18 protein-coding genes and 1 pseudogene are annotated in these 22,664 nt (G+C 70.5%); 4 read left to right on the top strand and 15 right to left on the bottom strand.

Translation table 11 applies throughout. The annotated features are described in order from the left end of the window. Positions 1 to 35: 35 nt before the first annotated feature. A complete protein-coding gene (locus tag LGI35_RS09200; protein WP_116500207.1) occupies positions 36 to 479 on the bottom strand; it encodes a MarR family winged helix-turn-helix transcriptional regulator in 444 nt (147 codons plus the stop codon). Between the two features lie 93 nt (positions 480 to 572). On the opposite strand from LGI35_RS09200, the gene LGI35_RS09195 reads away from it, so the two are divergent. Together LGI35_RS09195 and mltG are read left to right on the top strand one after the other, a co-directional pair. Next, on the top strand, positions 573 to 2,387 hold the full coding sequence (locus LGI35_RS09195; RefSeq protein WP_227293406.1) for an ABC transporter ATP-binding protein: 1,815 nt from the start codon (positions 573 to 575) through the stop codon (positions 2,385 to 2,387). A gap of 91 nt (positions 2,388 to 2,478) precedes the next feature. Continuing rightward, on the top strand, positions 2,479 to 3,336 hold the full coding sequence (mltG, locus tag LGI35_RS09190; protein ID WP_227293405.1) for an endolytic transglycosylase MltG: 858 nt from the start codon (positions 2,479 to 2,481) through the stop codon (positions 3,334 to 3,336). 61 nt (positions 3,337 to 3,397) lie between these two features. Here mltG and LGI35_RS09185 read toward each other — a convergent pair whose 3' ends face one another. The 6 genes from LGI35_RS09185 to LGI35_RS46590 all read right to left on the bottom strand — a co-directional run bounded on the left by LGI35_RS09185 (position 3,398) and on the right by LGI35_RS46590 (position 8,830). After that, complete coding sequence (locus LGI35_RS09185; protein WP_227293404.1) at positions 3,398 to 4,498, bottom strand: NAD(P)-binding domain-containing protein; 1,101 nt, start codon at positions 4,496 to 4,498, stop codon at positions 3,398 to 3,400. 55 nt (positions 4,499 to 4,553) lie between these two features. Beyond that, positions 4,554 to 5,735 (bottom strand): LLM class flavin-dependent oxidoreductase, encoded by a 1,182-nt coding sequence (locus tag LGI35_RS09180; protein WP_227293403.1) that lies wholly within the window; start codon positions 5,733 to 5,735, stop codon positions 4,554 to 4,556. Positions 5,736 to 5,737: 2 nt separating this feature from the next. Continuing rightward, complete coding sequence (locus LGI35_RS09175; RefSeq protein ID WP_227293402.1) at positions 5,738 to 6,781, bottom strand: ABC transporter substrate-binding protein; 1,044 nt, start codon at positions 6,779 to 6,781, stop codon at positions 5,738 to 5,740. A 141-nt stretch (positions 6,782 to 6,922) separates the two neighbouring features. Continuing rightward, positions 6,923 to 7,714, bottom strand: a complete 792-nt coding sequence (locus LGI35_RS09170; protein WP_227293401.1) for an ABC transporter ATP-binding protein — start codon at positions 7,712 to 7,714, stop codon at positions 6,923 to 6,925. Continuing rightward, positions 7,687 to 8,601, bottom strand: coding sequence for an ABC transporter permease (locus LGI35_RS09165; RefSeq protein ID WP_227293400.1), 915 nt, complete (start codon positions 8,599 to 8,601; stop codon positions 7,687 to 7,689). The genes LGI35_RS09170 and LGI35_RS09165 overlap by 28 nt, the downstream gene beginning before the upstream one ends. A 145-nt stretch (positions 8,602 to 8,746) precedes the next feature. Continuing rightward, positions 8,747 to 8,830 (bottom strand): putative leader peptide, encoded by an 84-nt coding sequence (locus LGI35_RS46590; RefSeq protein WP_350495123.1) that lies wholly within the window; start codon positions 8,828 to 8,830, stop codon positions 8,747 to 8,749. A 121-nt stretch (positions 8,831 to 8,951) separates the two neighbouring features. Here LGI35_RS46590 and LGI35_RS09160 point away from each other — a divergent pair, with 121 nt between their 5' ends. Beyond that, positions 8,952 to 9,374 carry a YjbQ family protein gene (locus tag LGI35_RS09160; RefSeq protein ID WP_227293399.1) on the top strand — a complete coding sequence of 141 codons (423 nt, stop codon included), beginning with the start codon at positions 8,952 to 8,954 and terminating at the stop codon, positions 9,372 to 9,374. 285 nt (positions 9,375 to 9,659) lie between these two features. Further along, on the top strand, positions 9,660 to 11,705 hold the full coding sequence (locus LGI35_RS09155; RefSeq protein ID WP_227293398.1) for a galactose-binding domain-containing protein: 2,046 nt from the start codon (positions 9,660 to 9,662) through the stop codon (positions 11,703 to 11,705). Position 11,706: 1 nt separating this feature from the next. On the opposite strand, the gene LGI35_RS09150 is transcribed toward LGI35_RS09155, so the two are convergent. The 8 genes and pseudogenes from LGI35_RS09150 to LGI35_RS09115 all read right to left on the bottom strand — a co-directional run bounded on the left by LGI35_RS09150 (position 11,707) and on the right by LGI35_RS09115 (position 22,573). Beyond that, positions 11,707 to 12,300 carry a TetR/AcrR family transcriptional regulator gene (locus tag LGI35_RS09150; protein WP_227293397.1) on the bottom strand — a complete coding sequence of 198 codons (594 nt, stop codon included), beginning with the start codon at positions 12,298 to 12,300 and terminating at the stop codon, positions 11,707 to 11,709. Positions 12,301 to 12,878: 578 nt separating this feature from the next. Beyond that, a pseudogene (locus LGI35_RS46585) lies at positions 12,879 to 14,762 on the bottom strand (type IV secretion protein Rhs); the annotation flags it as partial. Positions 14,763 to 14,896: 134 nt separating this feature from the next. Continuing rightward, a complete protein-coding gene (locus LGI35_RS09140; protein WP_227293396.1) occupies positions 14,897 to 16,258 on the bottom strand; it encodes a M20 family metallopeptidase in 1,362 nt (453 codons plus the stop codon). Next, a complete protein-coding gene (locus LGI35_RS09135; protein WP_227293395.1) occupies positions 16,255 to 16,644 on the bottom strand; it encodes a hypothetical protein in 390 nt (129 codons plus the stop codon). Before LGI35_RS09135 ends, LGI35_RS09140 begins: the two co-directional genes overlap by 4 nt. Before the next feature lie 617 nt (positions 16,645 to 17,261). Then, positions 17,262 to 18,476 carry a D-mannonate dehydratase ManD gene (manD, locus tag LGI35_RS09130; RefSeq protein ID WP_227293394.1) on the bottom strand — a complete coding sequence of 405 codons (1,215 nt, stop codon included), beginning with the start codon at positions 18,474 to 18,476 and terminating at the stop codon, positions 17,262 to 17,264. A gap of 79 nt (positions 18,477 to 18,555) precedes the next feature. Beyond that, entirely contained in the window at positions 18,556 to 20,079 is a 1,524-nt protein-coding gene (locus LGI35_RS09125) for a mannitol dehydrogenase family protein (protein WP_227293393.1), read from the bottom strand. Positions 20,080 to 20,081: 2 nt separating this feature from the next. Further along, the gene (locus LGI35_RS09120; RefSeq protein ID WP_227293392.1) at positions 20,082 to 21,170 is read right to left on the bottom strand and encodes an NAD(P)-dependent alcohol dehydrogenase; all 1,089 of its coding nucleotides are present in this window, start codon (positions 21,168 to 21,170) and stop codon (positions 20,082 to 20,084) included. A 47-nt stretch (positions 21,171 to 21,217) separates the two neighbouring features. Next, positions 21,218 to 22,573, bottom strand: coding sequence for an MFS transporter (locus LGI35_RS09115; RefSeq protein WP_227293391.1), 1,356 nt, complete (start codon positions 22,571 to 22,573; stop codon positions 21,218 to 21,220). Positions 22,574 to 22,664: the final 91 nt, after the last annotated feature.

The raw sequence follows: 22,664 nt of genomic DNA, 5'->3' as shown, positions 1-22,664 counted from the left end.
TCTCCAACCTCTCCTCGGCCGCGGTCGGCCCGGGGCTAACAGCGGTGGTCGTACGGCGCCTCGAACAGCGCGTTCAGCAGGACGCCCAGCTGGGCGCGCTGATCGGGGCTCAATGGAGCCAGGATGTCCTCTGCGGCGGTCCTGCGCGCGCTGCGCAGCTCACGCAGCGCCTTGCGGCCCTGTTCGGTGAGCTCGATGCGGATCACCCTGCGGTTGGTGGGGTCGGGCACCCGGCGCACCAGGTCGGCCGTCTCCAGGCCGTCGACCAGGGTCGTCACGGCGCGGGGCACTACTTCGAGCCGCTCGGCGAGATCGGCCATGCGCGGCGGTGTGTCGTAGTGCACGAGGGTGCGCAGGAGCCGGGACTGGGCGGGCGTGATCCCGACCGGCTCCAGATAGCGCTTCTGGATCCGCTGCAGCCTCCGGGTCAGCCGGAGCAGCTGTTCCGCGAGAAGGCCGTCGGCGTCCGGGGTACTCATGTGCGGAACAATATCAGGACCTTGTGCATTGTGAGTATAGGTAACAATGAGCTATGCTCCCTGAGACCTTGAATCGCCACTCGTAGGAGGCTCATGCATCACGACGAACCCGGCTGGACGCCGTCGCCCTCCGACGTCACGTCGCCGGAGCCGCGGCAGATGCGCCGCATCCTGGCCCTCTTCCGTCCCTACCGCGCCCGCCTAGCGCTGGTCGGCCTGCTCGTCGGCGCCGCCTCGCTGGTCTCGGTCGCCACGCCCTTCCTGCTCAAGGAAATCCTCGACACCGCGATCCCGCAGGGTCGTACGGGCCTACTGAGCCTGCTCGCCCTGGGCATGATCCTCAGCGCCGTCATGACCAGCATCTTCGGCGTCCTGCAGACCCTGATCTCCACGACGGTCGGTCAGCGCGTCATGCACGACCTGCGCACCGCCGTGTACGGCCGGCTCCAGCGCATGTCGCTCGCCTTCTTCACCAGGACCCGCACGGGCGAGGTCCAGTCCCGCATCGCCAACGACATCGGCGGCATGCAGGCGACGGTCACCTCCACCGCCACGTCCCTGGTCTCGAACCTAACCAGCGTGGTCGCCACCATCGTGGCGATGGTCGCGCTCGACTGGCGGCTCACGGCGGTCTCACTGCTCCTGCTGCCCGTCTTCGTGTGGATCAGCCGCCGCGTCGGCCGCGAACGCAAGAAGATCACCACGGAGCGCCAGAAGCAGATGGCCGCGATGGCCGCCACCGTCACCGAGTCCCTCTCGGTGAGCGGGATCCTCCTCGGCCGCACCATGGGCCGCGCCGACTCGCTCACCCGGTCGTTCGCCGACGAGTCCGAGCAGCTCGTCGGGCTCGAGGTCCGGTCGAACATGGCGGGGCGCTGGCGCATGGCCGTCATCACGATCGTCATGGCCGCCATGCCCGCCGTCATCTACTGGGTCGCGGGCGTCGCGCTCCAGTTCGGCGGTCCCGCGGTCTCGATCGGCACCCTGGTGGCCTTCGTCTCGCTCCAGCAGGGCCTGTTCCGGCCGACCGTGAGCCTGCTCGCCACCGGCGTCCAGATTCAGACCTCGCTGGCGCTCTTCCAGCGCATCTTCGAGTACCTCGACCTGCCGATCGACATCACCGAACCCGAGACGCCCGTCCGTCTCGACACGATCAAGGGCGAAGTCCGCTTCGAGGACGTCGAGTTCCGTTACGACGCCGCCGACGGCAAGAGTCCGGCGATACTCGACGGGATCGACATCACCGTTCCCGCGGGCGGCAGCCTGGCCGTCGTCGGCCCCACCGGTTCCGGCAAATCCACGCTCAGCTGTCTCGTGCCGCGTCTGTACGACGTCACGGGCGGCCGCGTCACTCTCGACGGAGTGGACGTGCGTGACCTGGACTTCGACACCCTCGCGAGGGCCGTCGGCGTCGTCTCCCAGGAGACGTACCTCTTCCACGCCTCCGTCGCGGAGAACCTCCGCTTCGCCAAGCCCGACGCCACGGAGGAAGAGCTGCACGCGGCGGCCAGGGCGGCCCAGATCCACGAGCACATCGCCTCCCTGCCCGACGGGTACGACACCGTCGTCGGCGAGCGCGGCCACCGGTTCTCCGGCGGCGAGAAGCAGCGCCTCGCCATCGCCCGCACGATCCTGCGCGACCCGCCGATCCTCATCCTCGACGAGGCGACGAGCGCACTGGACACCCGCACCGAGTTCGCCGTGCAGGAGGCCATCGACGCGCTCTCGGCGAACCGCACGACGGTGACCATCGCCCACCGGCTCTCCACGATCCGGAGCGCCGACCAGATCGTCGTTCTCGACGGCGGGCAGGTGGCGGAGCGCGGCACCCATGAGGAGCTTCTGGAGCGGGACGGCCGCTATGCCGCCCTGGTCCGCAGAGACTCCCAACTGGAGCCCGCACGCTAGGCCGTGGACGGGCCTGCGGGTGGCGCCCCAGTGGGGCCGACGGTGTTGCGATATGCCTGGTTTGACACTTTATGCGGGTTACTGTTCGGCCATGCTCGACGAGACTCCGCACAGCAGCACGATGCGTCTGACGCGCAGAGGCCGCGCCTCCATGATCGCGATGGGGGCCCTTGTGGCGGCGGCCGCTGTGGTGGTGCCGCTCCTGCTTCCGGACGACGAGGGTGTCAAGATGCCCCACGCGCTGACCGTCCCCGAAGGCTGGCGGGCGGGCCAGGTCTACGAGGCCCTGGACAAGGCTTTCGGTGTCCCGGCAGGCACGACCAGGAAGGCCGTCCCCAAGGCCGGCCTCAAGCTTCCCTCGGACGCGGGCGGCAACCCTGAGGGCTACCTCTTCCCGGCGACGTATCCACTCGACGACAAGTCGACTCCGGCGGGCTTGCTGTCGTACATGGTCAACACCGCCAACAAGAAGTTGAACGGCAGCCAGGTGACGGCGGGAGCCGACCGGGACACGGTGAACCCCTATCAGACCCTCACCATCGCGAGCATCGTCGAGGCCGAGGCGGCCACCAAGAAAGACATGGGGAAGATGGCCCGCGTCATCTACAACCGGCTCGACCGAGACATGCCACTCCAGATGGCCTCGACCATCAGGTACGGGCTCAACCGCTCCACGCTCAACACGACCACCAAGGACACCAGGGCCGAGAACCCGTACAACACCTATGTCCGGATGGGGCTGCCGCCCACCCCGATCGCCAACCCCGGGGCCGAGGCCATGAAGGCCGCGATCAGCCCGCCGCAGGGGGACTGGCTGTACTTCGTGACGGTCAAGCCCGGGGACACCCGCTTCACGGCGGACGTCAACGAACAGCAGAAGAACGTCGCGGAGTTCAACAAGCTCCGCGCGAGCGGTAAACCGTCGTCCGCTTCAGCGTCGTCCCCCTGAGCGGGGTGGGCCTGAGAGGGTGTGCCTGTATAGGGCCGCGCGGGGGCGTCCCGTTCGGGGGTCACACAGTGACCGGCGCCCCGGCGAGCAGGCGCTTGATGTCCCGTACGGCCGCGCGTCCCGCGCGGTTGGCGCCGATCGTGCTGGCCGAAGGCCCGTAGCCCACCAAGTGGATCCGCGGATCGGCGACCACCCGGGTGTCTTCGGCCTGGATGCCGCCGCCGGGCCCGCGCAGCTTCAGTGGTGCCAGATGCTCGATCGCGGGCCGGAAGCCCGTGGCCCACAGGATGACGTCCGCGTCGACCCGCCGGCCGTCGTCCCACTCCACGCCGGACGGCGTGATCCGGTCGAACATCGGCAGCCGGTCGAGCACACCGTCGGCGCGGGCCTGCCGGATCGCGTCGTTCAGCGGCAGCCCTGTCACCGACACCACGCTCTGCGGGGGCAGCCCCGCCCGGACCCGCTCGTCGACCAGGGCGACGGCCGCGCGGCCGAGGTTCTCGTCGAAGGGGCCCTCGTTGTAGACGGGTGGCCGGCGCGTCACCCAGGTCGTCGCGGCAGCGTAGGGCGCGATCTCCATCAGGTGCTGCGTTCCGGAGGCGCCGCCGCCCACCACGATCACGCGCTGTCCGCGGAACGCCTCCGGGCCCGGGTAGATCGCGGTGTGGAGCTGACGCCCGCGGAACGTCTCCTGTCCCGGGTAGCGCGGCCAGAACGGCCGGTCCCAGGTCCCCGTCGCATTGATCAGCGCCCGCGTCGACCACGTCCCGTCGGACGTCTCGACGAGCAGCCTCGCGCCCTCGCCTTCGCGGACGGCACGCACATCGACGGGACGCCGCACCCGCAGGTCGAACGTCTCCTCGTACGAGGCGAAGTACGCAGCGATCACCTCCGACGACGGCCGGGCCGGGTCCGCGCCGGTCAGTTCCATGCCCGGCAGCGAGTGCATGCCGTGCACCTTGCCGTACGTCAGTGACGGCCAGCGGAACTGCCAGGCGCCGCCGGGGCGCGGTGAGTGGTCGAGCACGACGAAGTCCCGCTCTGGCTCCAAGCCGGCCCGGCGCAGGTGATAGGCGCTGGACAGTCCTGCCTGTCCAGCGCCTATGACGATCACGTCGACCTCGCGTACGTCCGCCGCGTCCCGCACCCCGATATCGTTCACGCTTCTACTAACTGCGCCGGGGGCGTGGATCTTCCCGCAGTGGGCGCGCGACGGTTCAGCGGCCCCCGGCGACCAGAAGCGGCGCGCCACCGACGGCCGGCCTGGTGAGCGGCGACGCCGGTATCCGCGGCAGCAGACCGCGCGCCGCCAGATCCGGGATCACGCCCTCCCCGAACCAGTACGCCTCCTCCAGATGGGGGTAGCCCGACAGGACGAAGTGCTCCACGCCCAGCGAGTGGTACTCCTCGATCCGGTCCGCGACGTCGGCGTGGCTGCCGACGAGCGCCGTGCCCGCGCCGCCTCGCACCAGACCGACGCCCGCCCAGAGGTTCGGGGAGATCTCCAGGTCGTCGCGCGAACCCCCGTGGAGCGCGAGCATCCGCTGCTGTCCGACCGACTCGCTGCGGCCGAGAGCTTCCTGAGCGGCGGCCACCGTCTCCGGCGACAGGTCGTCGAGCAGCCGGTTCGCCGTCGCCCACGCCTCCGCCGACGAGTCGCGCGAGATGGTGTGCAGCCGGATCCCGAAGCGGACCGTGCGCCCCTCCTGCTCGGCGAGCCCCCGGATCCAGTCGATCTTCTGCTTCACCTGCTCGGGCGGCTCGCCCCAGGTCAGATAGACATCGGTGTGCCGCGCGGCGACCGGGCCCGCCGCGGCCGACGAACCGCCGAAGAAGATCTCCGGCAGCGGGTCGGGCGGCAGCGCGGTGAGACCGCCCTCCACCTGGTAGTGGTCACCGGCGAAGTCGAACGGCTGCCCGCTCCACACACCCCGCACGACCGACAGGAACTCGTCGGTCCGCGCGTAGCGCCGGTCGTGGTCCAGATGGTCCCCGAAGCGCCGCTGCTCGGTCGAGTCGCCACCCGTCACCACGTTCAGGAGCAGCCGCCCGCGCGTGATCCGCTGATACGTCGCCGCCATCTGGGCGGCGAGCACCGGCGAGATCACTCCGGGCCGGAACGCCACCAGGAACTTCAGCCGCTCCGTGTGCTGGGCGAGGGCCACCGTCGTCAGCCACGCGTCCTCGCACCACGTGCCCGTCGGTGTCAGAACCGCCTCGAACCCCAACTGTTCGGCGGCCTTGGCTATTTGGGTCAGATAGTCGATGTCGGGCGCGCGCACGCCGCTGACCGGAGCGATCCGCGAGCGCCTGACACCCCCGTCGGTGTAGGCGTGCCGGTCCACGAGCGTGCGGCCGTCGCCGCCGGTCGGCAGAAACCAGTGAAGGTGGACGCTCATCGTCAGGACTCCTTGCCGAAGGTACGGGGTGCGGTCGTCGACGCCGGCAGACCACCGTTGAACCGGGTGTCCACGAACGACGCGAAGTCGACCTTCCGGGGGATCAGCTTCAGCGTCGCGAAGGTGTCGGCGATCTGCTGCTCCGAGGCGATGGCGGGCTTGTCGACGGCGACGGTGACCCGGGTGCCGTTGGTGCGCTTCACCGCGTCCAGGGCGACGTCGTAGGGCAGCCCGGTGTCCTTCGACCAGACCTTCGCCCATGCTTCGGGGTGCTTGAAGACCCAGTCCTGGGCGCGCCTGAGCCGCTTGAGGTAGTCGCCGATCGCCGCGGCCTTCTTGCTGTCCTTGAGCGAGGAGGGCGCCGCGACCTGGAACGCGAGCCCATTGGTGAGCCCGTCCCCATCGGTGAGCACCCGCCCCTGCTTCCCTCGCAGGACCTGGGAGGTGTACGGGTCCCAGACGGCCCAGGCGTCCACCTTGCCGCCGGTGAACGCGGCGAGCGCGTCGGCCGGCTGCAGGTACTTGACCTGCACGTCCTTCAGGGTGAGACCGGCCTTCTTCAAGGACGCGACCAACTGGTAGTGCGCGGACGAGCCCTGCGCCACGGCGATGGACCTGCCCTTGAGCTCCGCGGGCTTCTTCAGCTTCGAGTCGGTCGGGACGAGGATGGTGTCGCCCTTCGCGGTCCCGTGGCTGGCCGCCACGATGCTGATCTTCGAGTTGGCGCCGGCCGCGAAGACGGGCGGGGTGTTGCCGACGCCGCCGATGTCGACGGCCTTGGCGTTGATGGCTTCCAGGAGCGGTGGCCCGGAAGTGAACGTCGACCAGTGGATCTTGTAGTCGAGGTTGTCGAGCTCTCCGGCAGCCCGCAGAACGGCTTCCGAACCACCCTTCTGGTCACCGACGTTGAGCGTGAGGGCCCCCTTGCCGTCGGTCCTGCCGCCGCCCGAACCACCGGTGGACGTATCGGCGGCGGAGGTGCCGGAGCAGGCGGCGAGCAGCAGGGCCAGGGGGAGCAGCAGCGAGGGGGCGAGGCTTCGTCGCATGGGGAGTCCGTTTCGTGGGTTCATGGCCGGCTGGTCATGGCCGGTGTCGGTCTGTCGGCGCAGGCCGGAATGGCCGTAGGGCGGTGCGCCGGTACGGGTGGTGTGTGTCGGGGGTGGAGGACTGGAATACCTGACGAAACGTCAGGCGGCGGCAGTGGCGGGGGAGGGAGTATCCGAAGTCTCCGGCGCGTCGACCCCCAGTCGGTGGAGCAGCTCGGCGCGCAGTTCGCCGAAGCGCGGGTCGGATATCCCGCGTGGACGCTCCAGATCGATCTCGGTCTCGTACGCGATGACGCCTTCGTCCATGACGAGCACACGGTCGGCGAGCAGGACGGCCTCCTCGACGTCGTGCGTGACCAGGAGGACGGCGCAGCCGCGCCGCTGCCACAGCTCGTCGACGAGGCGCTGCGCCTTGATGCGGGTGAGCGCGTCGAGCGCGCCGAACGGCTCGTCGAGCAGCAGCAGATCGGGCTCGCGCACCAGAGCGCGGGCCAGCGACGCGCGCTGGGCCTCGCCGCCGGACAGGGTCTTGGGCCACGCGTTCGTACGATGGTCGAGGCCGACCTCTTCCAACGCCCGCTCGGCAAGGGCCCGTTCGGGTTTGCCCGGCAACCCGAGCAGCACATTGCGCCACACCCGCTTCCACGGCATGAGGCGAGGCGCCTGGAACGCCACGGCCTTGCGGCGCGGCACGAGCACGGTGCCCTCGATGTCGCGGTCGAGCCCGGCCAGGATGCGCAGCAGGGTCGACTTGCCGCAGCCGCTGCGGCCGAGCAGCGCCACGAACTCGCCCGGCTTCACGTCGAGATCGAGGCGGTCGATGACGGCACGTCCGTCGAAGGAGCGGGTGAGCCCTTCGACGCGTACGGCCGAACGGGCCTCTGCCGACGGGGACTTGGTGGTGGTCACCGGCCGGTGAACGTCGGTCGCCATTGCAGCAGCAGCCTTTCGAGGGTACGGACGACGAAGTCGGCGAGCAGGCCGAGGAACGCGTAGACGATCAGGCAGACGACGATGACGTCGGTCCGCAGGAAGTCGCGGGCCTGCACCATCAGGAAGCCGATACCGGCGTCCGCGTTGATCTGCTCGGCGAAGACGAGGGCCAGCCAGGAGATACCGAGGGAGTACCGCAGCCCGGTCATGGCGCCGGGCAGCGCGCCCGGCAGGACCACATGGCGTACGAGACCCCAGCGGGAGAGTCCGAGCGACTCCCCGGCCTCGATCAACTGCGCGTCCACGCCGCGGATTCCCGCGTACACGTTCAGATACAGCGGGAACGAGACGCCCAGCGTGATGATGGCGATCTTCGGCGCCTCGCCGATCCCGAACCAGATGATGAACAGCGGGATCAGCCCCACGAACGGCACGGTCCGCAGCATCTGCACGCTGGCGTCGACGAGGTCCTCGCCGACCCGGAACAGGCCTGAGACGAGGGCGAGTCCGGTACCGACGACGACGCCGAACAGCAGGCCGATCGCGACACGCTGGAGCGAGACCCCCATGGCGTTCGGCAGCGAACCGTCGGAGACGAGATCACCGGCGACCCGGGCGATGGTGCCGGGCGACGCGAGGACATCGGGGGTCAACACGCCTGTGCTGCTGAGAAGTTGCCACAGGATGAGCAGCAGGACGGGTCCGGAGGTGCGGCGCAGCCACCGTGGGACCCGAGTGCGTCGGGTGGAGGAGGGGACGAGACGGACGAGCTCGGGACGGCCGACGGAATCGGGATCGGTTTCGGTACCGGAATCGGTCGGGACGGCTTCCGGGGCGGGCGGCTCGGCGACGACGTCCGGATCCGGCGGGGCATGGCTGATGCTCATGGGTGCTCCACGCAGAGGGCAGGGGAGGGCAGAGGTGAAGGTGAAAGGGGTACGCGTATGCGTCAGCGCCCCCGCGCGGGTTCACGCGGGGTGAGGCAGGGCGTACGGGGCTACGCGACGTAGCCGGAGATGCGGGGAAAGGGCGTCAGCAGCCGCGGCGACACGCGGCGGAGGCCACCCGCAGCAGGTCGATGTGACCGCGCGTGGTGAGCAGAACTGAACGCAACATGCCGCAGAAAGTAGCCACCTCGTCGACGCAAGGTCAATGCCGTCTCGATGGATGGACGTGCCGTATCAGGTGACGGGCCCGGATCCGGCGCGGACGGCGCCCGATGAGTGAGGATGGACGCATGTCCGACGCCTTCACCACGCGCATCCTGAACGTATCCACCGGCTCCGCGGAGCGGGTCGTCGACCTGACCCACGACTGCGAGACCTTCCTGAGCGAGGTCGCCGCGGGCCGTGACGGTCTGCTCAACATCTTCGTGCCCCACGCGACGGCCGGCGTGGCCGTCATCGAGACGGGCGCGGGAAGCGACGACGACCTCCTCACCGCCCTCCACTCCCTGCTCCCCGCGGACGACCGCTGGCAGCACCGCCACGGCTCCCCGGGCCACGGCCGCGACCACGTCCTCCCGGCCCTGGTCCCGCCCCACGCCACCCTCCCGGTGATCGCCGGCGCCCTGGAAATGGGCACGTGGCAGTCGGTTTGCCTGGTGGACACGAACAAGGACAACGCTCAGCGCCAGGTGCGGTTGAGCTTCTTGGGGTGAGCCAGGGCTGATCAAGATCGTCCTGGGGGTGGCCGTCGATTCTCCTTGCTTTGTGGCGATTCCGCGTCCCGCTCGCTCTCGCATGTACGGGAGCCATTGCCGGGCTGGAGCTCCCGTTGTGAAGGCCGTCTGAGAAGGCCTTTTTCGGCCAAGGGAGCTGTGACGACACATCAAATAGGTCATCCGTCCCGGACTATTGACTCGTTGTCAGGTGCGCGCCATCCTCGACGGGACCTACGCGCGAGTAAGTTAGCGCGCCATCCCGGACAGCGAAGGTAGCCCCGGATGACCCTCCTCCGTAGACGCGGCCTGTTCGCCGTTGTCGTCACCCTCCTGCTGGCTCTCGGCGTGGGCTCTCCTCCGGCCGTCGGTGCCGACGCCCCCTGGTGGGAGCCCACGGCGCGGCCCGCCGCCGATTCGCAGATCAACGTCACCGGCGAACCCTTCCACGGCACCGACAGCCAGGGCCGGGTCCGCGGCTTCGTCGACGCGCACAATCACCTGATGTCGAACGAGGGCTTCGGTGGCCGCATCATCTGCGGCAAGCCGTTCTCCGAGGCGGGCATCGCCGACGCCCTCAAGGACTGCCCCGAGCACTATCCCGACGGCTCGCTCGCCCTCTTCGAGAACGTCACCGGCGGTGCGGACGGTCACCACGACCCGGTGGGCTGGCCGACGTTCAAGGACTGGCCGGCCCACAACTCCCTGAGCCACCAGCAGAATTACTACGCGTGGCTGGAGCGCGCCTGGCGTGGCGGCCAGCGGGTCCTGGTCAACGACCTGGTCACCAACGGCCTGTTGTGCTCGATCTACGTCAGGGACCGCGGCTGCAACGAGATGGACGCCATCCGCCTCGAGGCCCGCAAGTCGTACGAGATGCAGGACTACATCGACAAGATCTACGGCGGAAAGGGCAAGGGCTTCTTCCGTATCGTCACCGACTCCGCCCAGGCCCGCCAGGTCGTCGCGGAGGGCAAGCTCGCCGTGGTGCTCGGCGTCGAGACCTCGGAGCCCTTCGGCTGCAAGCAGATCCTCGACGTCCCGCAGTGCAGCCAGGCCGACATCGACAGCGGTCTGGACGAGCTGTACAAGCTGGGTGTGCGCAGCATGTTCCTGTGCCACAAGTTCGACAACGCCCTGTGCGGGGTGCGGATGGACTCCGGCACCATCGGAACGGCCGTGGACATCGGCCAGTTCCTCTCCACCGGCACCTTCTGGAACACGGAGAAGTGCAGCGGTCCGCAGCACGACAACCCCACCGGCAATGCGGCCGCGCCGGCCGAGGTGACCAAGCTGCTCCCCGCAGGCACCAAGGTGCCCACCTACGACAGCGACGCGAAGTGCAACAGCCGCGGTCTGACCCGCCTCGGTGAGTACGCGGTCAAGGGGCTGATGAAGCGCAACATGATGGTCGAGGTCGACCACATGAGCGTCAAGGCGGCCGGCCGCACCCTGGACCTGCTGGAGTCGGCGGACTACCCTGGCGTGCTCTCCAGCCACAGCTGGATGGACGACGGCTGGCTGGAGCGCGTCTACCGCCTCGGCGGCTTCAAGGCCTCGTACATGTCCAGCGCCGACAGCTTCGCCAAGGAGTCCGCGGGAACCCGGGCGCTGCGCCAGAAGTACGGCGTCGGACTGGGCTACGGCACCGACATGAACGGCGTCGGCGGCTGGCCCGGACCGGTCGGACCCGACGCCCCCAACGCGGTCAAGTACCCCTTCCGCAGCGCCGACGGCGGCTCTGTCATCGACCGACAGCAGACCGGCGAACGCACCTGGGACTTCAACACCGACGGTGCGGCCCATGTCGGCATGGTGCCGGACTGGATCGAGCAGATGCGGCTCAGCGGCGGCAAGGAGACGGTGCAGGACCTGCTCGGCGGCGCGGAGTCCTACCTCCGCACCTGGAAGGCGACCGAACTCCACAAGCCCGCGCCCGACCTCGCCGCCGGCGCCCCCGCGAGCGCCAGCTCGACGGAGTGGAACCCGTTCACCAGCTACGCCGCAGGGCGGGCCGTCGACGGCGACACCGGCACGAGGTGGGCGAGCGGCTGGTCGGACGACCAGTGGCTGAAGCTCGATCTGGGCGGCTCCCGTACGGTCGGAAAGGTCTCCCTCGACTGGGAGAAGGCCTACGCGCGGGGCTACCGGATCGAGGTCTCGGACGACGGGACCACGTGGCGGACCGTGTGGTCCACGGACAGCGGGGACGGGGGCCTGGACAACGCGGTGTTCAGCCCCGTGCAGGCACGGTACGTCCGTATCCACGGCGTGACACGCGCCACCAAGTACGGCTACTCGATCAACGAGGCAGCGGTGTACGGCCGCTGAGCTACTCCCGCACCAACGTCAGGATCTGGTCCGCGACGACGTCCAGCACGTCGGCCGCCTTCTCCTCGTCGCCGAGGACGAGGAAGTTGAGGGTGAGCCCGTCGGTCAGCGCGGCCAGATACCTGGCGGCCGCGGGCTCGGGCACGGTCAGCTCCACGCCCAAGATCGTGGGGAGTTGACGGAGCACCTTGGTGTGGGCCGCGAGATAGCGCTCGTACTGGCGGCGGGCGAGATGCTCATAGCCGGGTTCCCGCAGGGCGTACTGGGTGAGTTCGTACGTCAGCATGTGCTCGCCGGGATTGGCCAGCACGTGGTCCCAGTACGCCTGGAGCCCGGCGCGGATGGTCTCGCGCAGGGTGGGCCTGGGGGTGAGCGTGGTGAGGACGTCCGACTCGGAGTGCTCGGAGATGGTGTCCATCACCGCTTCGAGCAACTCCTGCTTGGAGTCGAAGCAGTAGTGGAAGACGCTCAGCGAGACACCCGCCTCCGCCACGACGGACCGCGTGGTGGTCTTCGCGACGCCGTCACGGGCCATGACCCGGATAGCAGCCTCGACCAGTTGCCTGCGCCGCTGAGCCGATGGCATCCGCCCCATGGTGCCTCCTCCCCTGACCTGCGCAAGCATACGCCGCGGAGGGGGCGGCGCAGCGGGCCGATGTGACGGCCCCGCGATCTGCGCCGAGGGAGTCTCGCTGTCACGAAGTCGAAGGGCGGGCGTGGCCGAACGAGTCCCGCGCGAACCCTCGATCGTCGCAATCAGCTGTCCAGGCGGGTGGCCCGAGCCTTCAGATCTTCCGCGAACCGATCCCAGTCGGGTCCGAAAGAGAGGAGATCGGCCGCTGCCTCTCGCAGCAGTTCGGGATCGTCCGGGCGCTGCAGGCAGGCCAGTCGGAAGGCGAGATTGCGGGCCCAGACCGGCATGGCCATCCAATCCTCGGCCAGTGCGCCACGCAACGTCGGGAGGATTTCTTCGGGAGTGGCGAACGTGATCTTCTCGATGAAGTTCCGGACCGGGGCCGGGATGCGCGGCGCGTCCTCCGCGTACGTCGAACTGATCAATTCTTCTGTCGGCTGCGTCAGTTCAGACATGATCCATTTTCGTTCACGGGTTGAGCCAGTACGTGGCCACACGGTACGCAGAGTCGGGTGTCTGGGATACGCGGTAGCCGACGCCGTGCCCTCGTAGCCGCGCTCGCCGGTGGCCTCGTGGCCGGGGTAGGAGGCGGGCCAGGTGGCCGTGGTCTGGTTGCCTGCCGCGTCGTAGGCGTAGGTCTCCGTCCAGTCTGTGGCGCGCACGGCGGTGACGCGGCCCGCCGGGTCGAGGTCGAAAGTGCGGCGCCCGTCGAGCTGGTCGTCCAGGGCCGTGAGGTTTCCGTCCTCGCGGTAGGTGTAGGCGCGGCGCTGCAGGCTGCGGCCGTCCGCGCCCCTCGCGGACTGTGCGGACAGCCGGCCCATCGGGTCGAAGGTGTTCTCGAGGGTGAGGAAGCCGCCCACGCCACGCGTGAGTTCCCGTCCCGCCGCGTCGTACGTGACGTCGATGGAGTGGCCCGACGCGACGAGGTCCACCTGGCGGCCCGCCGCGTCGTGCGACCAGGTCGTGCGGGCGCCGGTGGGGGTGGTGCGGCCCGTGCGGCGGCCCAACTCGTCGTATGCGTAGGTCATGTGGCGGCCGTCGACGGTCTCGGAGCGGACGCGGCCGTACTTGTCGCGCAGGATCGTCAGGCGTGTCCCGTCGGGGCCGGTGGCATCGGCGACCTGGTCGGTGAGGTCGTAGGCGTAGGTGGTGACCTGGCCGTCGGCGTCCTTGCGGGTGGTGCGGCCGAGGGCGTCGCGCTCGTGGAAGGTCGTCTGGTCCAGGGTGTTCGTCCTGGAGGTGAGGCGGCCTGCCGCGTCGTGGGTGTAGGTGAGGGTGCGGCCGTCGAAGTCCGTCTCGGTCCTCAGGCGCCCGGCGGGATCGTAGGCCTACGTCCAGGTCAGGCCGTGGGGGTTGGTGACCTGGGTGAGGCGCAGTTCGCTGTCGTGGGAGAACTCGTGGCGGACGCCGTCGGGGGTGGTGCGGGCGGTGAGAAGGTCGAAGTGTGTGTATTCGAAGCGGGTGATGCCGCCGAGCGGGTCGGTGTGGCCGGTGCAGTTTCCCTCACCGTCGTACGTCCACGACTCGCTGGTGCCGTCGGGTGAGACGCGGCGGGCCAGGTGTCCCTCGACCGTCCATTCCAGGCGGGTGACGAGTCCGGTGGGGTCGATCAGCCTCACCGGGCGGCCGAAGGCGTCGCGCTCGTAGCGGGTGACGCCGCCCAGCGGGTCCGTGATCTCCACCGGCAGGCCCGCCCGGTCGCAGCGGACCGTCGTGATGTGGCCGAGCGGATCGGTGACCGTCGTCAGACGTCCCGCCTCGTCGTGGGCGAAGACGGTGGTGCTTCCCGAGGGGCCGGTCGTGGAGGTGCGGTTGCCGCGGGCGTCGTAGGTGTGGTGCGTGGTGGTGCCGTCCGCTCCCCGGATCCGGGAGGGGAGGCCGAACTCGGCGTACTCCGCCGTGAGTTCACGACCATCGGGTCGCGTGACCCGGAGGACGTTGCCCGCGTCGTCGTACCGGTACGACGTGACATGGCCGAGCGGGTCCGCCCGGGTCAGGACCTGACCCAGGCGGTCACGGGTGAAGTGTGTGGTGCCGCCCAGCGCGTCGGTCTCCGCGACCACCTGGTCACGGTGATCGATGAGGTAGCGGATGCGGTGGCCTTCCGCACCGGTCGTCGTGGTGACACGGCACCCGGTGGCCTCGTCCACCCCGTCGTACGCCAGGCGCAGCGTCATGTGTCCGGCGGCGCCGCCCTCGGCGACGCAGCGGTCCCGGTCGTCGTACTCGTAGGTGTACGAGCGGTCGTTGCTGTCGGTCCAGGAGGTGACGCTGCCGCGGTCGTCGTAGGTGAACTGCAGCGGCAGACCGGAGGAGTTGAAGACCTGGGTCAGGTCGCCGGTCTCGGAGTAGCCGTAGCGTTTGATCTCCTGGTCCGACCCGTCGGAGCCCGCGCCGGCCAGGTGCAGGGAGGTGACCCGGCCGCCGTCCATTCGACCGGGCAGGGATGGGTCTACGGCGGGCTCACCCAGGCCGAGTCGATGCTCGAGGAGCGCTTCGGCCTGTCCCGCCCGACGTGGCTCCCGCCGAGCGTCCGTCTCGGCGCGTAGGCCATCTTTCAGGAAGACGTCGACGGCGTGGAGAGGAGCTTCTCCACGCCGAGCGCGCCACCGGCCGCCGCGAACTCGTCGGCCACCGCGGCACGCAACTCCGCGTCCGCGGCGAAGTCCGCAGCCGTGCGGGCGAGGGTCGCGGCCGCGTCGAGAACGGTGCGGTCGGCCGCCTCGCCGGCGACGAGAGCGGCGAAGTCGACGGTGTGCAGGGCCACACCGGCAGGGGCGATGGCGAGCATCGGATGGATCGCGGGAACGCGGACACTGACGTTGCCGAGATCGGTGGAGCCCTGCGCGGCGTCGGGCGCCGCACTGCCCGGGAGCGCGGTCCGGCCACGACGCTGGAGGTGCTGTGCGAAGCGGGCCGCGAGCGCGTCGTTGGAGCGAACGGGCAGACAGGGCGGGCAGTCGTCCCAACGGACCGCGACGCGCGTGCCCGTCATCGCGGCCGCGCCCTCGAAGATGCGCTGGACGCGCTGCGACAGCTCACCGAGCGCCTCGACCGTCGCGGCGCGCAGGTAGAAGTGCGCGGCGGCGTGCTCGGGCACCACATTGGGCCGGGTACCGCCCTCGGTGATCACCCCGTGCACCCGGTCGGTGGGCGGGATGTGCTGTCGCAGTGCGGAGACCCCCTGATACGCGGCGACCACCGCGTCCAGCGCGTTGACGCCCATGAACGGGGACGCGGAAGCGTGAGCCGCGAGCCCGGTGTACTCGACCACGACCTCGCGCAGCCCGAGGAACGGAGCGTCGGTGAGGTCGGCGCCGGCCAGCGGGTGCACCATCACCGCCGCGTCGACCCCGTCGAACGCCCCGGCGCGTGCCATGAGTTCCTTGCCGGTGCCGTTCTCCTCGGCGGGGGTACCGAGGAGCAGTACGGTCACGCCGATGTCTTCGGCCACGCGGGACAGCGCCAGGAACGCGCCGACGCCGGCCGCGCAGATGATGTTGTGACCGCAACCGTGCCCTATCCCTGGCAGGGCGTCGTACTCGGCCAGGACCGCGACGGTCGGGCCCGTGCCGTCGCCGACCTGCGCCCGCAGCGCGGTGGGCAGCCCGTGGACACCGACCTCCGCCTCGATGCCGCGCGCGCCGAGCAGAGCCACGATCCGGGAGACTGCCCGGTGCTCCTCGAAGCCGGGTTCGGGGTCCTCGTGGAGGGCGTGGCTGAGGGCGAGGAGTTCAGGACCGTCCTCCTTCACGGCTGCGTCGATCCGTGCGCCGAGTTGCTCCGAGGCCCCCTTGTACGGTGACACCGGCGCGGGAGCGGTGGCTGCTGCTCGGGCCGCCGAGTGGGCGCTGCGCTCCAGGTGGGCCAGGCCCGCTCGGCCGGCCGTCAGGATCTGGTCGTGGGTGCGGTGCATCATGCCTCCACCATCGAGGGAGTGGACAAGAGGGAGTCGGTGCCGCCGTCGCGCCGCGTCGATCTGCGTCGGCTGAGCACGCAGCCGAGGCTGAGCGCTGCCATGGCGAGCAGGAGTACGGCGACGGGCGTCCAGTCGATGCCCGCGGGGCCGGCGAGCCACTGGGCGAGCACCGGGGTGGCGCCGCCGCGGCCGACGACTCCCGCCAGTTGGCGGCTGACCGAGAGGTCGGTGTACCGGAGGGGGATGGCGAACCAGTACGTGGCCATGGTGCCGATGGCGGCGGACGCGAGCGTGGTGGCGAGCACGCCCGGGCCCGTCCCCGACCACGGGCCCGGGACGGTGCCGATCCGTCGTGGCGTCGGGGGAGTGCTCGCGGATGCGCTCATGACCGGTTCCTTTGCGAGCGCGGACGGGCCGCGCGGTGGTGGCGGAGATGGTCGGGCGGTGTTGTGCAGGGAAACCGTGGAAGAGCAGATGGCCGACGGCGGACCGCCGCATGGTGGATCCAGCCCTCGCCCATGGATCCCTCCGGACCCATGGATCGCGACGGTATTGGCACGTCAGCGGACATGTCAATAGGGTTCATTCGGATCCATTTACTTCCCGCGCGGTGCAGCGGGCGATGTGGCGCGTGGTGTGTGAACTCGCCGACGAGGAGCTGGTCGTCGCGGCCCTGGGTTGTTCGGGCGGCACCCGGGTGCGCGTGGCCGCCCTCTCGGTGCAGGGGTGCGACGCGGTCGCGGCGGATTCCGGGCGGGACGAGCATCAGGGGATCGCCCTGGCGGTACTGGCCGAGGACGCCGAGGTGTCGAGGGCGGCGCGGGCCGAGCCGTGGACCGGCACGGGCGGACTTCCGGGAATTATTTGGATTCTCCCGGGTCCAAATAATTCCCGCCGCTCACCCTTGCCGGAGTGCCCTGCCCCGGTCAGGAGCAGCCCGCGCAGCCCCCGGCCGTCCGGCGGTGGACCGCGCCACGGCGGACAACCGCCGTGGCTGCTCGCCTCACCAGTCGTGCACGGATCCGTCCCGCAGCCTGTTCACCGGCAGGTACTTGCGCTCGTACGGGAAGCGCTCGGCGGCCTTCTCGTCGAACTCGACGCCGATGCCGGGGCGGTCGCCGGGGTGCATCAGGCCGTCCTCGAACGTCCAGGACGTCTCGAACACCTCCTCGTAGCCCGGGAGATGGGCCATGTACTCCTGCATGCCGAAGTTCGGGATCGACAGGTCGACATGGAGCGCGGCCGCGAGCGACGCGGGGGAGAGGTCGCCCGCGCCGTGCGAGCCGGAGCGGACCCCGTACAACTCGGCGAGGGAGAAGATCTTGCGCAGGTGCGTGATGCCGCCCGCGTGCGAGACGGACGTGCGGATGTAGTCGATGAGGCGGTTCGTGATCAGGTGCTGGCAGTCCCAGATCGAGTTGAAGATCTCGCCGACGGCGAGCGGTGTCGTGGTGTGCTGCCGGATGAGGCGGAAGGCCTCCTGGTCCTCGGCCGGCGTGGGGTCCTCGATCCAGAACAGGCGGTAGGGCTCGAGGGACCTGCCCAGGCGGCCCGCCTCGATGGGGGTGAGCCGGTGGTGCACGTCGTGCAGCAGGTGGAAGTCGTAGCCGAACCGCTCGCGGACGGCGGACATGTAGGTCGGCACGAAGTCCAAGTAGGCGCCGGTGTCCCAGACCTCCTCGGTGGGCAGCGCCCCGTCGGCCGGCTCGTAGGTGTCGCCGTCGCCCTTGCGCATGCCGTACACCCGCTCCAGACCGGGCACCGCCGCCTGTGCGCGCACCGCGCGGAAGCCCTTGTCGAGGAAACGCTGTACGTCGTCGAGGAGTTCGGGGACCGTGTTGCCGCTGGCGTGGCCGTAGACGGTGACGCCGTCGCGGGCCGCGCCGCCGAGCAGCTGGTACACGGGCAGGCCCGCGACCTTGCCCTTGATGTCCCACAGGGCGACGTCGACGGCGGCGATGGCCGTCATGGTGACCGGGCCGCGCCGCCAGTACGCCCCTTTGTACAGGTACTGCCACACCTGCTCGATGCGGGCCGGGTCCTTGCCGATCAGGGTGGGGCAGACGTGGTCGCGCAGGTAGGAGGCGACGGACAGCTCGCGGCCGTTGAGAGTGGCGTCTCCGATGCCGGTGACACCGTCCGAGGTGGTGATCTTCAGGGTGACGTAGTTGCGGCCGGGGCAGGTGACGAAGACCTCGGCCGAGGTGATGGTGGCCATGGGTGCCGTTCTTCTCGATGGGGGCGCGGGACAGGGGGAGGGGCCGGACGGCGCGCGGGTGGGGCGGCCGGCACCTGGATCAGGTGAGCGCGGAACGTAGCGCGGCCTCTATGCCGTGTACGGCGAGCGTGTGCGCGAACTCGCCGACCGCACAGCCGAGTTCGGGGTGCTGAGCGACGTCCGGCGGCAGGAGGTCGCCCTCGGAGAGCAGGAGGCGGGCCGCGTCGGCGGGGCCGCTCGCCCGGGCCGCGAGCTCGCCCAGGCGTGACCGGGCACCGTCGTGGACGGTGCCGAGCGCGCGCTCGTCGTACGCGTCGTCGGCCGTGATGACACGTACGTACGCGGCGAGGCCGAGGGCGAGGACGCGTGGGACGCGCCCCGCCGCCAGCGCTTCGGCGAGCACCCCCGCCCAGCGGACCGGGATCTTCAGGGAACCGTCGGAGCCGACCTGCGCGGTGCGGTGGCCGAGCGCCGGATTGGCGAACCGGTCGAGGAGTTCGGTGACGTAGGCCTCGCCCGGCATTCCCGCGGGCTCCGGGACCGTCGGCAGGATCTCCTCCCGCATCGCGCACTCCACCGCACCGCCCAGGAGTTCGTCCGTCACCGCCTGGTCGATGCAGCGGTGTCCGCGCAGCAGGCCGAGGTAGGCGAGGAGCGAGTGGGCGCCGTTGAGGAGCCGCAGCTTCATCAGTTCGTACGGGGCGACGTCGTCCGTGAACAGCGCGCCCGCGTGCTCCCACGCCGGGCGTCCGGCGCGGAAGTCGTCCTGCATGACCCACAGCCGGTACGGCTCGGCGGGCACCGGCACCGAGTCGCGGACGCCGAAGGCGCGGGCGACCAGATCACGGTGCTCGTCGGTGGTCGCGGGTGCGATCCGGTCGACCATGGTGTTCGGTGCGGTCAGCGAGGTCGCGACGTAGGCCTGCAGCTCGGGGCGTTCCGCGGCGGGCAGCGCGGCGACGAACTCGTCGATGAGGGCGCGCAGTCGGCGCCCGTTGTCCATGAGGTTGTCGCAGCTGAGGACGGTGACCGGCGACCCGTCGGCGCGGGCCCGGTGCTGGAGCCCGCGCACGATCAGGCCGAGGGTGGTGCGGGGCGTGCCTCCCGCGAGGTCGGCGCGGACCAGCGGGTCGTCGAGGTCGAGGCGGCCGTCGGCGCCGAAGGTGTACCCCTTCTCGGTCACCGTGACGGAGACGATGCGCGTGGTGGGGCTGCCGATCGCGGCGACGACCTCGGTGCCCTGCCCGTCGGCGACGAGGCCCGGATGGTGCACCCCGGGCACGGTCGCGGCGACGCCCGCGTCGCGGCGCAGGGTGAGGACGGTGTACAGCCGGCCCTGCTCCGCCATCCCGGTCAGCACCGGGCGCGGACCTCGCCCCGCGCTCGTCGAGACACCCGTGATGCCCCAGGGGCCGGGGCTGTGGCGCAGGGCGTCGGCCGTGTACACGGCCTGGTGCGCGCGGTGGAAGTTGCCCAGGCCCAGATGGACGATGCCGGGTTCGGGGAGGGGCGGGGGCAGCTTCAGACCGGCCACGGGCAGGGCGGTACGGGACAGACGGGGCAGGGCGGTGCGCGACAGGCGTGGCTGGGTGCGCGAGGTCATGGTCAGGCCTCCCGCGCCGGCTCGACCATTACCTTCATCTGCGACGGGTCGGTCAGCGCTACCTCGAGCGCCTCGGCCGCCCGCCCCAACGGGAAGGCGGAGGTGACCAGTTCGGCCAGCTGGACACGGGCCGCCAACGCGGCCGCCGCCGCGAAGTCCCCCGCCCCGTACCGGAACGACGTCACAAGGGACAGCTCCTGACGCTGCATCCACGCCAACGGCAGCTCGGTCAGCGGCCGGCTCGGATTGCCGACGACCACAGCGGTGCCGCCGGGGCGCAGCGCTCGGATCCCCGACACCAGTGCGGACCCCACGCCGGAACAGTCGAACACGGCGTCGTAGCCGTCCGGCGGGGCGAGCGCGTGGGCCCGCTCCGGATCGGGGGCGAGGCCGGCCGCGTCCACGGTGTGCAGGCCGAGCCGGGCCGCGAACTCCCGCCGCTCGGCCGCCACGTCGGACACCGTCACCGACCCGGCGCCGACGGCCTCAGCGACCTGCGCGACCAGCACACCGATCGGCCCCGCCCCCGTGACCAGCACACGCTGACCGGGGGCGAGCGCGGCGCGGCGCACCGCGTGCACGGCGACGGCGAGCGGCTCGATCAGCGCGCCGAGCCGGACGTCCGTCGACACGGGCAGCGGATGCACGAAGTCCCGCGGCACGCAGACGTACTCGGTGAGCGCGCCGTCGGTCGGCGGCGAACCGAAACAGGTGCCCTTCGGGCAGAGGTTGTAGCGCCCGGCCCGGCACAGCGCGCACGTGCCGCACGGGTGCGCCGGTTCGATCGCCACGGCCGTGCCGTGGGGCAGGTCGTCGGCACCGGCGCCGTGGCCGACGACCACGCCGGCCGGCTCGTGGCCGAGGACGGTCGGCTGCCGCAGGACGTTCGGGCCGTTCTCGCCGTGGGCGTAGTAGTGCAGGTCGGACCCGCACAGTCCGACGGCACGGACGGCGACCAGGACCTGGCCCGGCCCGGGCTCGGGCACCGGGCGGTCCTCGACACGCACGTCCTTGGGGCCGTGCAGCACGGCGGCGCGATGCGTGGACTCGACGGGCTCGACCGACGGGGCCGACTCGACCGACTGGGCCACGGGGTGTCCCTCTCTTTCGTACGGGGATGGGGCGGACCGGGGGCGGGCTAGCGCACCGGCAGCGGTTCGACGCGCTTGATGACGAACGCGTAGGTGAGGGCGCCCACGACGGACAGGGCGCCGGACACCAGGAGCGGCACCAGGTACGAGCCCCCGGAGGACGCCAGCAGGAAGCCGGTGACGATCGGGCCGAGGATCCCCGCCACGTTCGAGGCGAAGTTCTGGATGCCGGCGAGCGAGGCGACGTGCCCGGCGGTCGGCGCCACGTCGGCGGGCAGCGACGCCACGGACGCGGTCGAGAAGGTCAGCGAGGCGTAGCTGAGAGAGAGCAGGGCGAGAGCGCCGGACGCGGTCGGTACGACGACGGTGAGCGCGATCACGGACGAGCACAGCGTGCCGGAGACCAGGCAGGTCTTGCGGACCTTGGTGGTGGACCAGCCCTTGCGGAGCAGCCGGTCGGCGGTGAAGCCGCCGAGCAGCGACCCGAAGATGGCGACCAGACCCGGGACCGTGCCGAAGAAGCCGAGCTTGAGGAGGTCGAAGCCGCGCTCGTCGACGAGGTAGCTGGGGAACCAGGTGATGAAGAAGTAGATGACGTAGTTGAGGCAGAAGAAGCCGAGCATCATGCCCCAGACCGTCCGGTAGCGGAACAGATCCCGCCAGCGCACCTTGGGCGCGTCCGCCTCCTGTGCGGCCGTCTCGTCGGTGTGAGCGCCGCCCGCCTCGATGTAGGCGCGCTCCTCGGCGGTCAGCTTCGGGTGGTCGGCGGGCTCGTGGTAGAGCCGCCACCAGCCGATGATCCACAGGAAGCCGAGCAGGCCGCAGGCGATGAACGCGACCCGCCAGTGGAACGCGGAGACCAGCATCGTCACCAGCGGCAGGGCGATGGCGGTGCCGACGCGCGCGCCGTTGTCCCAGACGCTGTTGGCGAGAGTTCGTTCGTGACGGGGGAACCAGCGGGACACGGCCTTCGCGGGTGCGGGATATCCGGCGGCCTCACCGGCGCCGAGCAGCATCCGGGCGCCGACGAGCGAGCCGACGCCGCGGACCAGGCCCATCCCGACGGTGGCCACCGACCACCAGATGGCACCGATCGCGAAGACCCGTTTCACGCCGTACTTGTCCAGGAGTGCCCCGGCGGGGAGTTGGCACAGCGCGTACGTGAAGAAGAAGGCACTGAGGATGAAGCCCTGCGTCTCGGGACCGATGTGCAGGTCGTCCGACATGGACGGCAGCGCGACGCTGAGCGTGGAGCGGTCCAGGTAGTTGACCGCGAGCCCGCCGAAGCACAGGACGGCTATGCCCCAGCGGACGTTCTTCCCCCGGCCGCGCGGGCGGGCGGGGAGCGAGGTGCCGGGCGGGGCAGCCGGCACCTGGCTCTCGGTGACGGAGCGGGTGGTCATCGTTGACCTCCGGTCGAGGGGACGTGCGGACGTGACGGAAGCGGTTCGCGAGACCGGGGCACAGCAGTGTCCACAGTGGGGACAGGGACAC

The organism is Streptomyces longhuiensis (genome assembly GCF_020616555.1).
Classification (GTDB): domain Bacteria; phylum Actinomycetota; class Actinomycetes; order Streptomycetales; family Streptomycetaceae; genus Streptomyces; species Streptomyces longhuiensis.
This window is presented reverse-complemented; position numbering and strand designations above follow the sequence as displayed.

What these genes read in the sequence shown, in the direction of transcription:
- LGI35_RS09200 (WP_116500207.1), bottom strand. Translation starts at nt 479, where the DNA reads ATGAGTACCCCGGACGCCGACGGCCTTCTCGCGGAACAGCTGCTCCGG.
- LGI35_RS09195 (WP_227293406.1), top strand. Translation starts at nt 573, where the DNA reads ATGCATCACGACGAACCCGGCTGGACGCCGTCGCCCTCCGACGTCACG.
- mltG (WP_227293405.1), top strand. Translation starts at nt 2,479, where the DNA reads ATGCTCGACGAGACTCCGCACAGCAGCACGATGCGTCTGACGCGCAGA.
- LGI35_RS09180 (WP_227293403.1), bottom strand. Translation starts at nt 5,735, where the DNA reads ATGAGCGTCCACCTTCACTGGTTTCTGCCGACCGGCGGCGACGGCCGC.
- LGI35_RS09175 (WP_227293402.1), bottom strand. Translation starts at nt 6,781, where the DNA reads ATGCGACGAAGCCTCGCCCCCTCGCTGCTGCTCCCCCTGGCCCTGCTG.
- LGI35_RS09170 (WP_227293401.1), bottom strand. Translation starts at nt 7,714, where the DNA reads ATGGCGACCGACGTTCACCGGCCGGTGACCACCACCAAGTCCCCGTCG.
- LGI35_RS09165 (WP_227293400.1), bottom strand. Translation starts at nt 8,601, where the DNA reads ATGAGCATCAGCCATGCCCCGCCGGATCCGGACGTCGTCGCCGAGCCG.
- LGI35_RS46590 (WP_350495123.1), bottom strand. Translation starts at nt 8,830, where the DNA reads ATGTTGCGTTCAGTTCTGCTCACCACGCGCGGTCACATCGACCTGCTG.
- LGI35_RS09160 (WP_227293399.1), top strand. Translation starts at nt 8,952, where the DNA reads ATGTCCGACGCCTTCACCACGCGCATCCTGAACGTATCCACCGGCTCC.
- LGI35_RS09155 (WP_227293398.1), top strand. Translation starts at nt 9,660, where the DNA reads ATGACCCTCCTCCGTAGACGCGGCCTGTTCGCCGTTGTCGTCACCCTC.
- LGI35_RS09150 (WP_227293397.1), bottom strand. Translation starts at nt 12,300, where the DNA reads ATGGGGCGGATGCCATCGGCTCAGCGGCGCAGGCAACTGGTCGAGGCT.
- LGI35_RS09140 (WP_227293396.1), bottom strand. Translation starts at nt 16,258, where the DNA reads ATGATGCACCGCACCCACGACCAGATCCTGACGGCCGGCCGAGCGGGC.
- LGI35_RS09135 (WP_227293395.1), bottom strand. Translation starts at nt 16,644, where the DNA reads ATGAGCGCATCCGCGAGCACTCCCCCGACGCCACGACGGATCGGCACC.
- manD (WP_227293394.1), bottom strand. Translation starts at nt 18,476, where the DNA reads ATGGCCACCATCACCTCGGCCGAGGTCTTCGTCACCTGCCCCGGCCGC.
- LGI35_RS09125 (WP_227293393.1), bottom strand. Translation starts at nt 20,079, where the DNA reads ATGACCTCGCGCACCCAGCCACGCCTGTCGCGCACCGCCCTGCCCCGT.
- LGI35_RS09115 (WP_227293391.1), bottom strand. Translation starts at nt 22,573, where the DNA reads ATGACCACCCGCTCCGTCACCGAGAGCCAGGTGCCGGCTGCCCCGCCC.